Origin of the sequence: Massilia sp. WG5 (assembly GCF_001412595.2) — a bacterium.
In the GTDB taxonomy this organism is placed as follows: Bacteria; Pseudomonadota; Gammaproteobacteria; order Burkholderiales; family Burkholderiaceae_D; genus Telluria.
Genome location: NZ_CP012640.2, coordinates 4,194,787 through 4,207,478 on the forward strand (window position 1 = coordinate 4,194,787; position 12,692 = coordinate 4,207,478).

General features: G+C 59.0%; 6 protein-coding genes, 2 tRNA genes, 3 rRNA genes and 1 riboswitch. Of the genes, 8 read left to right on the forward strand and 3 right to left on the reverse strand.

Annotated features, from left to right (window positions below; all coding sequences use genetic code 11):
* Positions 1-3 precede the first annotated feature (3 nt).
* Positions 4-235: riboswitch (cobalamin riboswitch) on the reverse strand.
* A gap of 20 nt (positions 236-255) precedes the next feature.
* Genes AM586_RS18710 through cobT form a run of 3 tightly spaced genes read right to left on the reverse strand, consistent with a single transcriptional unit; the run spans position 256 to position 2,625 of the window.
* Entirely contained in the window at positions 256-801 is a 546-nt protein-coding gene (locus AM586_RS18710; protein ID WP_060566681.1) for a histidine phosphatase family protein, read from the reverse strand.
* Between the two features lie 3 nt (positions 802-804).
* A complete protein-coding gene (locus tag AM586_RS18715) occupies positions 805-1,584 on the reverse strand; it encodes an adenosylcobinamide-GDP ribazoletransferase (protein ID WP_060566682.1) in 780 nt (259 codons plus the stop codon).
* Positions 1,585-2,625 (reverse strand): nicotinate-nucleotide--dimethylbenzimidazole phosphoribosyltransferase, encoded by a 1,041-nt coding sequence (gene cobT, locus AM586_RS18720; protein ID WP_060566685.1) that lies wholly within the window; start codon positions 2,623-2,625, stop codon positions 1,585-1,587.
* Positions 2,626-3,050: 425 nt separating this feature from the next.
* On the opposite strand from cobT, the gene AM586_RS18725 reads away from it, so the two are divergent.
* The 8 genes from AM586_RS18725 to AM586_RS18760 all read left to right on the forward strand — a co-directional run bounded on the left by AM586_RS18725 (position 3,051) and on the right by AM586_RS18760 (position 12,552).
* Positions 3,051-4,583 (forward strand): 16S ribosomal RNA (locus AM586_RS18725).
* Positions 4,584-4,664: 81 nt separating this feature from the next.
* Positions 4,665-4,741, forward strand: a tRNA-Ile gene (locus AM586_RS18730).
* A gap of 15 nt (positions 4,742-4,756) precedes the next feature.
* Positions 4,757-4,832, forward strand: a tRNA-Ala gene (locus AM586_RS18735).
* A 217-nt stretch (positions 4,833-5,049) separates the two neighbouring features.
* A 23S ribosomal RNA gene (locus tag AM586_RS18740) occupies positions 5,050-7,926 on the forward strand.
* 118 nt (positions 7,927-8,044) lie between these two features.
* Positions 8,045-8,157, forward strand: a 5S ribosomal RNA gene (rrf, locus tag AM586_RS18745).
* The 16S, 23S and 5S rRNA genes sit together here with 2 tRNA genes alongside, the layout of an rRNA operon.
* 338 nt (positions 8,158-8,495) lie before the next feature.
* Positions 8,496-11,132, forward strand: coding sequence for a TonB-dependent receptor (locus tag AM586_RS18750; RefSeq protein ID WP_229412936.1), 2,637 nt, complete (start codon positions 8,496-8,498; stop codon positions 11,130-11,132).
* 373 nt (positions 11,133-11,505) lie between these two features.
* Positions 11,506-12,171 (forward strand): TonB-dependent receptor plug domain-containing protein, encoded by a 666-nt coding sequence (locus tag AM586_RS29290; protein WP_373995246.1) that lies wholly within the window; start codon positions 11,506-11,508, stop codon positions 12,169-12,171.
* Positions 12,172-12,237: 66 nt separating this feature from the next.
* Positions 12,238-12,552 carry a hypothetical protein gene (locus AM586_RS18760; RefSeq protein WP_162600562.1) on the forward strand — a complete coding sequence of 105 codons (315 nt, stop codon included), beginning with the start codon at positions 12,238-12,240 and terminating at the stop codon, positions 12,550-12,552.
* The last annotated feature ends 140 nt before the right edge of the window (positions 12,553-12,692 follow it).

Below are 12,692 nucleotides of genomic sequence, written 5' to 3' on the forward strand. Positions count from 1 at the left end.
AAGCCGTCGCTTCCACCTTTTGGCCGGTATCCGGGCTGGCAAGTATGGCCGTCTGACCTTCCCATGCTTGCGCACAGTGGTATGAGAAGACGGTTGCCGCATTGACGATCACGTCCTGCGGTACTTGCTTACCGTTGCGGGGGCAGCACACCTTGACTCGTTCGACGAGCTTCGTGTTTCCCGTTTAACTGCGCCTGAGAACACAGGCGCGAGCACCAAAACGTTGACATTATAGGCGCGGGCAGGCTTGCGTTGTCAAACTTCCAGCACGGCGATCTCGCCATACGCGATGCGATGCGGCGTCCCGGCGGCCCGCAGCGCGGTCTGTTCGAGAGGCAGGCTGCCTTGCATGGCGCTCAGCAGGCGGATGGTGCCGGCATGGCAGACCAGCAGGGCTTCCGCATGGCCGGCCTGGCGCAGATCCCGGATAAAAGCGGCGACGCGGCGCGCGACGTCGAGCACGCATTCGGCGCCGCCTGGGCGGTAGTGGAGCAGATCGGCGGTCCAGGCCTCGACCTCGATGCGCGGGATGCTGTCCCAGGGCTGCATCTCCCAGCGGCCGAAGTCCATCTCGGCCAGGCGGACATCGAAGCTCAGCGTGGCCGGGGCCAGGCGCCGGGCGAGCAGGGCGCAGCGTTGCAGCGGGCTGCTGACTACGGGCAGACTGCCCGGCAGGCCGGCGGCGAGCAGACGCGCCTGTACGCGCGCGAGCTCGGCCTCGGCAACCGTTACGTCGCTGGCGCCGTAGCAGAGGCCATGCCCGATCTCGGGCTGGGGATGACGGACCAGGTGCAGTTTCACCGTTCAGGACCAGGCGCCGTGACCGAGGGTGGCCAGCACGCCGATATAGACGAAGATTTCGGCCAGCTGCTGTACGGCCCCCAGGCAGTCGCCCGTATAGCCGCCGAGACGGCGTTGCAGCTTGTGGCCGAGCCAGAGCGCGGCCAGCAGGGCGCCGAGCAGCGCGGCCAGCAGGGCAGCAGGCGTGACCCAGCCGCTTGCGAGCAGGATCGGCGCGGGCAGCAGCGCGGTGAGGGCCGCAATCGCGAATTCGCGACTCGTCATCTGCTGGGCGAGCGGCTTGGCCTTGCCTTCGCCGCGCACGTACTCCAGCGTCCAGATCAGCGAGGCCGCGGCCAGGCGTGACAGCGGATGGGCCAGGAAAAGGGCGCCGACCGCCACGCGCGGCGGCAGCATCGCCAGCGTAGTCAGCTTGGCCGCCAGCATGCAGACGATGCCGATCGCGCCATAGGCGCCGACGCGCGAATCTTTCATGATCTCGAGTACGCGCTCGCGTGTCATGCCGCCGCCAAGGCCGTCGCAGCTGTCGGCGAAGCCGTCTTCATGAAAGGCGCCGGTCAGGTAGATCGACGCGACAGTCGACAGCACGGCCACCACCGGCGCCGGCAGCACCAGCGCTGCCGCGAAGTAGACGGCAGCGGCGACTGCCGCGACCACGCAGCCTACCAGCGGGAAGTAGCGTGAGGCATGTTGCAGCCAGCTGGCCTCGAAGCCGACCCAGGACGGGATCGGCAGGCGCGTGAAGAACTGCAGCGCGATGAAGAAAAGGCGGACCTGCTGCATCTATTCGGCGGCAGATTTTTCGCTGACGCTGGCAGACGAGAAGGTCGCCATCTCGTTCAGGAAGTTGGCGGCCGCATGCAGCAGCGGCAGCGCGAGCGCGGCGCCGGTGCCTTCGCCGAGGCGCATGCCCAGCTGCAGCAGCGGCCGCGCATCGAGCTGCTCCAGCATGCGGCGGTGGCCGGCTTCGTCCGAGCAGTGTGCGAACACGCAGTAGTCGAGGATGGCGGGCGCGATGCGGCTGGCGGCGAGCAGGGCGGAGGTGACGATGAAGCCGTCGATCAGCAGGGTCTTGCGCAGCGCCGCGGCCTTCAGCATGGCGCCGGCCATCATCGCGATCTCAAAGCCGCCGAAAGTGGCCAGCACCTCCAGCGGCGCAGTCACACCGGCGTGGCGGGCGACGGCGGCCTCGATCACCTGCTGCTTGCGCAGCACGCCATGCGCCGACAGGCCGGTGCCAGCGCCTACGCAGTCCGCGACCGGAATGCCGGTCAGCTTGTGCATGAGCGCCGCGGCGGAAGTCGTGTTCCCGATGCCCATCTCGCCGAAGCCGACCACATTGCCAGGCAGGTCTGCGATCAGGGCGGCGCCATGCTCCATCGCAGTCGCGCACTGCGCGGGCGTCATCGCTGCTTCGAGCGCGAAGTTGCGGGTGCCCGGGCCGATCTTGCGGTCGACGAGACCTGCGCGCGGGCTGAAATCGTGGTTCACGCCCGCATCGACCACGTGGAGCGCGGCGCCGTTCTGGCGCGCGAACACATTGATGGCCGCGCCATTGGCGAGGAAGTTCTCGACCATTTGCCAGGTGACGTCCTGCGGGAAGGCGGAAATGCCCTCGGCGACCACCCCGTGATCTCCGGCGAACACGATGATGGCCGGCCGGTCGACCGTGACCGCGACGGTCTGCTGGATCAGGCCGAGCCGCTTCGCGAGGTGTTCCAGTGCGCCGAGGCTGCCGAGCGGTTTGGTCTTGTTATTGATAGCCGCGTCGAGCTGGAGGGCGAGCTCGGGATTCGCCGTGGCGGCAATGGAGGGGAGACGCATGCTGGCTCCGGAGTGAGAAAAGCGGCAAAGATAGCATACGGACAAGCGTTGCAGACTGCGGGCGGCTTTGTTATAGTTCTGTCCCTGCTTCTGCAGCGCACCAAAAAGCTTCAACATCGAGTGCACACTGCGGAAAAGGATGAGTTGACGGATTAAACGAAACACTGCATAATCTCGCTTCTCTGCTGCTGACGAACACAACGATTCGCAAACGCAGCAAGGCAGTACCGAACACAGTTCTTTAACAATCAACAGTCGATAAGTGTGGGCGTTTGATGAAGTGCCAGCAGCCGCGTCAGTGATTGCTGAATGCTTAAATTATCAAATGTTCACACAAAAGAAATACGTTGCTCAGCAATGAGTAACGGTCAGTATTTTGAGTGAGCGACACGTTGTCTGCGAAAGCGGATGACAAAACAGAGATTAAACTGAAGAGTTTGATCCTGGCTCAGATTGAACGCTGGCGGCATGCTTTACACATGCAAGTCGAACGGCAGCGCGGGGCAACCTGGCGGCGAGTGGCGAACGGGTGAGTAATACATCGGAACGTACCCAGAAGTGGGGGATAACGTAGCGAAAGTTACGCTAATACCGCATACGTTCTACGGAAGAAAGTGGGGGATCTTCGGACCTCATGCTTTTGGAGCGGCCGATGTCTGATTAGCTAGTTGGTGAGGTAAAGGCTCACCAAGGCGACGATCAGTAGCTGGTCTGAGAGGACGACCAGCCACACTGGGACTGAGACACGGCCCAGACTCCTACGGGAGGCAGCAGTGGGGAATTTTGGACAATGGGCGCAAGCCTGATCCAGCAATGCCGCGTGAGTGAAGAAGGCCTTCGGGTTGTAAAGCTCTTTTGTCAGGGAAGAAACGGTTGAGGCTAATATCCTCGGCTAATGACGGTACCTGAAGAATAAGCACCGGCTAACTACGTGCCAGCAGCCGCGGTAATACGTAGGGTGCAAGCGTTAATCGGAATTACTGGGCGTAAAGCGTGCGCAGGCGGTTTTGTAAGTCTGACGTGAAATCCCCGGGCTCAACCTGGGAATTGCGTTGGAGACTGCAAGGCTGGAGTCTGGCAGAGGGGGGTAGAATTCCACGTGTAGCAGTGAAATGCGTAGAGATGTGGAGGAACACCGATGGCGAAGGCAGCCCCCTGGGTCAAGACTGACGCTCATGCACGAAAGCGTGGGGAGCAAACAGGATTAGATACCCTGGTAGTCCACGCCCTAAACGATGTCTACTAGTTGTCGGGTCTTAATTGACTTGGTAACGCAGCTAACGCGTGAAGTAGACCGCCTGGGGAGTACGGTCGCAAGATTAAAACTCAAAGGAATTGACGGGGACCCGCACAAGCGGTGGATGATGTGGATTAATTCGATGCAACGCGAAAAACCTTACCTACCCTTGACATGTCAGGAATCCTCGAGAGATCGAGGAGTGCCCGAAAGGGAGCCTGAACACAGGTGCTGCATGGCTGTCGTCAGCTCGTGTCGTGAGATGTTGGGTTAAGTCCCGCAACGAGCGCAACCCTTGTCATTAGTTGCTACATTCAGTTGAGCACTCTAATGAGACTGCCGGTGACAAACCGGAGGAAGGTGGGGATGACGTCAAGTCCTCATGGCCCTTATGGGTAGGGCTTCACACGTCATACAATGGTACATACAGAGGGCCGCCAACCCGCGAGGGGGAGCTAATCCCAGAAAGTGTATCGTAGTCCGGATCGCAGTCTGCAACTCGACTGCGTGAAGTTGGAATCGCTAGTAATCGCGGATCAGCATGTCGCGGTGAATACGTTCCCGGGTCTTGTACACACCGCCCGTCACACCATGGGAGCGGGTTTTACCAGAAGTAGGTAGCTTAACCGCAAGGAGGGCGCTTACCACGGTAGGATTCGTGACTGGGGTGAAGTCGTAACAAGGTAGCCGTATCGGAAGGTGCGGCTGGATCACCTCCTTTCTAGAGTGGCACTGGAGCGAAAGCTCAGCATCAAGCGCCTACGCTTATCGACTGTTCAAAAGTTAAACGAGAAGAGTTTTCGGGGCTGTAGCTCAGCTGGTTAGAGCACCGTGTTGATAACGCGGGGGTCGTTGGTTCGAGTCCAACCAGCCCTACCACGTTAGATGTATGTCGGGGGATTAGCTCAGCTGGGAGAGCACCTGCTTTGCAAGCAGGGGGTCGTCGGTTCGATCCCGTCATCCTCCACCAAACTCTCTGTGTACTGCATTTATGTAAGAGCTGACTCTTAGATAAGTGTAGTTCTCGTTCTTTAACAATCTGGAAGAAGTAAAGTTTTCTTTAAGCGTGTAATTGGTCTAACGACCGAATGCACACTTAGGGTAGTAATCTGTTGTATCAACAAACAAAGTAAGCTGTCATTTGCCTATGACGTTCTCTATTACTCATGTAGAGGCCAACGTTATAGGGACAAGTGAATAAGTGCACATGGTGGATGCCTTGGCGATTACAGGCGATGAAGGACGTAGTAGCTTGCGATAAGCTGCGGGGAGTGAGCAAACACACTTTGATCCGCAGATTTCCGAATGGGGAAACCCGGCCTTTTAGGTCATCACTCACTGAATACATAGGTGTGTGAAGCGAACGCGGCGAACTGAAACATCTAAGTAGCTGCAGGAAAAGAAATCAACCGAGATTCCCAAAGTAGTGGCGAGCGAAATGGGATGAGCCTTGTACGTGATAGTCGATCGGATAGTGGAACGCTCTGGAAATGGCGGCCATAGCGGGTGATAGCCCCGTACACGAAATCCGAACGGTGGTACTAAGCGTACGACAAGTAGGGCGGGACACGAGAAATCCTGTCTGAAGATGGGGGGACCATCCTCCAAGGCTAAATACTCGTAATCGACCGATAGTGAACCAGTACCGTGAGGGAAAGGCGAAAAGAACCCCGGGAGGGGAGTGAAATAGATCCTGAAACCGTGTGCATACAAACAGTCGGAGCCTCTTCGTGGGGTGACGGCGTACCTTTTGTATAATGGGTCAGCGACTTACATTCAGTGGCGAGGTTAACCAGATCGGGGAGCCGTAGAGAAATCGAGTCCGAATAGGGCGACAGTCGCTGGGTGTAGACCCGAAACCAGGTGATCTACCCATGGCCAGGATGAAGGTGCGGTAACACGCCCTGGAGGTCCGAACCCACTAATGTTGAAAAATTAGGGGATGAGCTGTGGGTAGGGGTGAAAGGCTAAACAAACCTGGAAATAGCTGGTTCTCTCCGAAAACTATTTAGGTAGTGCCTCAAGTATCACCACCGGGGGTAGAGCACTGTTATGGCTAGGGGGTCATTGCGACTTACCAAACCATTGCAAACTCCGAATACCGGTGAGTGCGAGCTTGGGAGACAGACGTCGGGTGCTAACGTCCGGCGTCAAGAGGGAAACAACCCAGACCGCCAGCTAAGGTCCCAAAGATTGGCTAAGTGGAAAACGAAGTGGGAAGGCTAAAACAGTCAGGATGTTGGCTTAGAAGCAGCCATCATTTAAAGAAAGCGTAATAGCTCACTGATCGAGTCGTCCTGCGCGGAAGATGTAACGGGGCTAAGCCAGTCACCGAAGCTGCGGATATCCTTTATTGGATATGGTAGGAGAGCGTTCTGTAAGCCTGCGAAGGTGTCTTGTAAAGGATGCTGGAGGTATCAGAAGTGCGAATGCTGACATGAGTAGCGATAAAGGGGGTGAAAAGCCCCCTCGCCGAAAGCCCAAGGTTTCCTGTTCAACGTTCATCGGAGCAGGGTGAGTCGGCCCCTAAGGCGAGGCAGAGATGCGTAGCTGATGGGAAGCAGGTTAATATTCCTGCACCGTCGTATGATGCGATGGGGGGACGGATCGCGGAAGGTTGTCTGCCTGTTGGAATAGGCAGTTTCTGGTTCATAGAAGGCGCTTAGGCAAATCCGGGCGCGGAATTCAAGGGATCGGGACGAGCGGCTTTATGCTGCGAAGCAATCGGAAGTGGTTCCAAGAAAAGCCTCTAAGCTTCAGTCATACGAGACCGTACCGCAAACCGACACAGGTGGGCGAGATGAGTATTCTAAGGCGCTTGAGAGAACTCGGGAGAAGGAACTCGGCAAATTGGTACCGTAACTTCGGGATAAGGTACGCCCCGGTAGCTTGATTGGTTTACTCCATGAGGGTGAAAGGGTTGCAATAAACTGGTGGCTGCGACTGTTTAATAAAAACACAGCACTCTGCAAACACGAAAGTGGACGTATAGGGTGTGACGCCTGCCCGGTGCTGGAAGATTAAATGATGGGGTGCAAGCTCTTGATTGAAGTCCCAGTAAACGGCGGCCGTAACTATAACGGTCCTAAGGTAGCGAAATTCCTTGTCGGGTAAGTTCCGACCTGCACGAATGGCGTAACGATGGCCACACTGTCTCCTCCCGAGACTCAGCGAAGTTGAAATGTTTGTGATGATGCAATCTACCCGCGGCTAGACGGAAAGACCCCATGAACCTTTACTGTAGCTTTGCATTGGACTTTGAACCAATCTGTGTAGGATAGGTGGGAGGCTTTGAAGCGGGGACGCCAGTTCTCGTGGAGCCATCCTTGAAATACCACCCTGGTTTGTTTGAGGTTCTAACCTTGGTCCGTTATCCGGATCGGGGACAGTGCATGGTAGGCAGTTTGACTGGGGCGGTCTCCTCCTAAAGTGTAACGGAGGAGTTCGAAGGTACGCTAGGTACGGTCGGACATCGTGCTAATAGTGCAATGGCATAAGCGTGCTTAACTGCGAGACCGACAAGTCGAGCAGGTACGAAAGTAGGACATAGTGATCCGGTGGTTCTGTATGGAAGGGCCATCGCTCAACGGATAAAAGGTACTCTGGGGATAACAGGCTGATTCCTCCCAAGAGTTCATATCGACGGGGGAGTTTGGCACCTCGATGTCGGCTCATCACATCCTGGGGCTGTAGCCGGTCCCAAGGGTATGGCTGTTCGCCATTTAAAGTGGTACGTGAGCTGGGTTTAAAACGTCGTGAGACAGTTTGGTCCCTATCTGCCGTGGGCGTTGGAAATTTGAAGGGGGCTGCTCCTAGTACGAGAGGACCGGAGTGGACGAACCTCTGGTGTACCGGTTGTCACGCCAGTGGCATTGCCGGGTAGCTAAGTTCGGAAGAGATAACCGCTGAAAGCATCTAAGCGGGAAACTCGCCTTGAGATGAGATTTCCCGGAGCCTTGAGCTCCTTGAAGGGTCGTTCGAGACCAGGACGTTGATAGGTCGGGTGTGGAAGTGCAGTAATGCATTAAGCTAACCGATACTAATTGCCCGTACGGCTTGTCCCTATAACCTTGGCAGTCCTTGCCGGGTTTTGACAGCTGCTTGTTGAGACAACAGATAAAACTACTTCTTCCAGATTCAGGGTAGCGTCGCCACACGACGACGAAACCCGTACAAGTCATGCCTGATGACCATAGCAAGTCGGTACCACCCCTTCCCATCCCGAACAGGACCGTGAAACGACTTTGCGCCGATGATAGTGCTGCAACCAGTGTGAAAGTAGGTTATCGTCAGGCTAATTATTAAGCAAAGCCCCACCAGTGATCTGGTGGGGCTTTTTGCTTTCGGGCGGCCGAAAACAGCGCCGCCCGTTCAGGTCGCATTTCTTTTTCCCGCTGGTGTTCAAAAACGTTGCTGAACGTAAACAAAATTTCGACTTTTTGTAGGCATGGTCCTACAACAAACAGATAATAAAGATGTCGTAAATAAATAGAAGTTGTAGCGTTCACATAACCATGCAACAGCGAGAAGAGAGATGAGAATGAAAGAGAAAGCGACTGTTCGTTCCGTACGGCTGGCACTGGGTTTGCTCGCGACGCTGGCTACAGGGCAGGCGCTTGGCCAGGAGCAGGCAATGCAACGGGTCGAAGTGACCGGATCGGCGATCAAGCGTATCGCTGCCGAAGGTGCATTACCGATCCAGATCCTGAATCAGGAGACGATCGCAAAAACCGGTGCCACCAACGTCGCCGAACTGATCCAGGCGCTGCCCGCCATGCAGGGCTTCACGATTTCCGCGATTTCGGCAGGCACCAATTCCGGTGGCCGGGTGACCGCCTCGATTCACGATATCGGCGAAAGCTATACGCTGGTCCTGCTGAACGGCCGCCGACTGGCGCCGCAGGGTTCGGGCAGCGCAGTCAACCTGCAGGCGATTCCGATGAGCGCGGTCGAGCGGGTCGAAATCCTGACCGATGGCGCCTCGGCGCTGTATGGATCGGATGCCATCGCCGGCGTCGTCAACTTCATCCTCAAGCGCAACCAGCAGGGCGGCGATATCGAGGCCAGCTACAACACGCCGACCGAAAACCGCGCCGGCGATTCGAAGTATGTGAGCGCCAGTTACGGCTTCGGCGACCTCGAAACCAAAGGCTTCAACGTTCTGGCCGCCTACCGCCACGACCAGCAAAGCCAGATCAAGGCGACCGAGCGCGATTTCGCCAAGACCGCCTATATTCCCTTCGATTTTCACGGTAATCACTACATCTACGACCGTACCAGCACTGCGACGATTCCGGCCAACGTCACCGCAACTTTCAACAACAATATTCCGTCGACCGGCTTCTCGCCGTATTTGAAAAAAAATGGCGCTTGCCCCGCCATGAACTTCGTCAGCCTGAACAACACGGCGACGACACAGAACTGCGCCTTCGATTTCGTGCAGACCGTCGAAGTGGTCCCGGAAAACAAGCGTGACAGCCTTTTCCTGAAGGGTACCCTGAATGTCAGCGACAATCTCCAGCTGTTCAGCGACTTCGCATTCTCGCGTTTCGACATCACCGCGCGAATCGCGCCAAATACCGCGCCGTTCACCATCGCGGCCAATTCCGCGATGTTCACCGAGTATGTCGCTCCCTACCTGAGCGCGCAGCAGCTCGCCAACATCAAGTCGGTATCGGGTAATTACCGCACCTATGATTGGGGCACGCGCGACAGCCGCACCGTCACCGATTCGACCCACCTGGTCGTCGGCGCCGATGGCAATGCGGCAGGCTGGAACCTGAACAGTGGCCTGACCTGGTCGCGCAACAAGATCGACGAGCAATACGTAGGCGGCTATGCGAAGGACAAGGAATTCCGCGCGATGCTGGCGAACCGCTCTTTCGATCCGTTTGCCGCGATCGGCGGCCAGAGTGACGCCACCAAGACCCTGATCGCCGATTCGCTGTTCCATGGTTCGATCCGTGAAGCGTCGACGACACTCAAGAGTGCGGACCTGCGCGCGTCCCACGACCTGTTTGCCCTGGGCGGCGGTGCGGCCCAGTTGGGCGTCGGCGCCGACTACCGCCAGTACCATTACGAGCAGACGCCGCTGGCGAAAGACAGCGACATCTACAACTTCAACGCCGTGCCGGCCCTGGACATGAAGCGCGACAGCTACGGTGTGTTCACCGAGGTGCTGGCCCCGCTGTTCAAGCAACTCGAGCTCACGGCGGCCCTGCGTTACGACAGCATCGACGCGATCGAGGATGCGCTCGCCAACAAAACCATGGGCAAGAAGGCGTCGAAGACGACTTACAAGATCTCGACCCGCTATCAGCCGACCCAGGCGGTGCTGCTGCGCGGCTCCTTCGGCACCGGCTTCAAGGCGCCGAGCATGCTCGACATCGGGCAGTCGCTGGTCAGCGCCGGCTTCACGGCGGGCTCCTATACCTGTCCGATCCAGCACCCCGAGTACTGCCGTCCGGGCAAGACGCAGTACAACCTCCTGTCCGGCGGTAACGAAAACCTGAAGCCGGAAACCTCGAAGCAGTTCAGCCTCGGTATCCGCCTGGAGCCGTCGGCCGCGCTGTCGATGGGCCTGGACCTGTGGGACGTGACGATTCGCGACGCGGTGTCCGGTGTTTCGGAGCAGCAGGCCTTCGGCGACCCGGTCAAGTTCCGCGATCTCTTCACCACCTACACCGAACCGTCGACCGGCAATACCTACTGGGCCTTCAAGTCGCTGTCGGTAAACATCGGCCGCCAGCACAACCGCGGCATCGACTGGGATGCGACCTCGCGCTACAGGTTCGGCTGGGGCACCCTGATCGCCACGGTCAACGGCACCCATATGCTCAAGGCGGACTATACGCTGCCGGGTACCGACAACCAGTGGACCAGCAGCATGAACTTCTTCGGCGTGAACAACGCCGTCACCTTCCGCAACCTGGCGCGCTTCAGCGCGACCCTCGACACCGGCAAACTGTCGAACACGCTGATGCTGAATTACCGGAACGGCTATACCGACGCCTCGGCAACGGTGCGCAATACCGCGACCAATGCCAACGAGACGATCCGTCTCGACGTGCCCTCGTACTCGACCCTGGACTGGCAGGGCCGCTACCTGGTCAGCAAGGCGATCACGCTGCGCCTGGGTGTGAAGAACCTGCTGGACCGGGAGCCGCCACTGTCGCTGCGCGCCTCGTCGGGCCACCAGGTCGGCTATGACCCTCGCTATGCCGATCCGCTCGGCCGCCAGGTCTACGTCACCGGCAATTACAAGTTCTGATCCGCGCATGACGGACACGCCCGCCCGGTTCGCGCCCGGCGGCTTGCTCCGCTTCCGTAACACCTCTCTACAAGACCTGGTCCGTTTCGGAACAGTTGCGCCGCCCATATCCGAACTGCCCGGAGGGCATGCCAGTTGCTCGCTTATCGATAAACGACAAGACAGGGCGACAAGGATGGCGTATCGAACCGGTCCGGCAGCGACAGTGGCAGCCGCGGCCCTGGCGCGGCTCAGTATCCGTCTCGTTCCGTTGTCAGCCGGCTTCGCGATGGCCGCTGAGGACCTCAATGTCCGCGTTGCCAGGGTCGAGATGGTCGGCGTCGCGACCGATACCAGCCTGCGCAAGGCCGGCGGGGAAAACCTGGCCGAGTTCATGGCGTACAAGCCGAGCGGCGTGAACGTGAACGAGGTTTCGGGCAGTTCATTCCAGAGCGCTGTCACTTACCGCGGCTTCCGCGCTTCGCCGGTGCTGGGCAGCTCGCAGGGAATCTCGGTGTATCTCGACGGCGTGCGCGTGAACGGGCCCTTCGGCGACCTGGCCAACTGGGACATGGTGCCCGAGGCGGCGATCGGCGAGCTTTTGCTGGTCCCAGGCGCCAATCCCCTGTACGGCATGAACACGCTGGGCCGCGCGCTGGCGTTCAGGACGAAATCGGGCTCACGCATCCCGGCGGCGACGCCGAATTCTCCGCGAGCGACCAAGGCCGGCGCCATGCCGATCTCGGCTACGGCTGGCAGGGCACAGGCGGCTGGCACGGCTTCGTCGGCGCCACCCTGTTCGACGACAGCGGCTGGCGCGCACATTCCGCCGGGCGCCTTGGGACTGTCCTGCTCGAGGTCGGCCGCAGCGCGGCGTCCAGCGACTGGAGCGTCGCGCTGCTCGGTGGCCGCAGCCGCATGCTCGGCAACGGCCTCTTGCCCGACCGGCTGTACCGGGACGACCGCCGCGTCGTCTATACCTGCCCGGATACCCCTCGCAACCGCCTGCTGCAGGGCACGCTCAACTTCACGCAGCGCTTCGGCCGCGACAGCAATCTGAATGCCGTCGCCTACGTCGGCAACAGCCGCCGCGATACCGGCAACGGCGATATCGGCGGTGGCGATGATGAGCAGCAGCAGTGCGCGGCGCCGCATCCCGGCATCCCGAGTACGACCAGTACGCGCCAGGACAGTCAGCGCGAGCATCAGCGTCGGCACCCGGCACCCGGCACCCGGTACCCGGCGCAGCGCGCTGCGTCTCGACGCCAGCGCCGACCGGGGCGACGTCAACTACGCACAGTTCGCGCAGGCCGCCTTCATCCGGCTGACCGCCAGCGCCTGCCACGGCCGCACGCGCGTCGGTAACACCCTGCGCAATGAGCGCGGACCGCAGTCCGCCGAGCAGTTCCAGCTACAGCCGCCTGAACCGCGCGCTCGGTAGCAAATAGTTCAAGATGTTTGCAGTATTTTCAGTCATGAGTCCGAGTGGCGACGGCTGATTTTTCGGAATCAAGACTGGTATCAGGAATCGCTGAATCAAAGGGAACCGGATCTGGCCATTGCGGTTGGGTGTCTAAAATG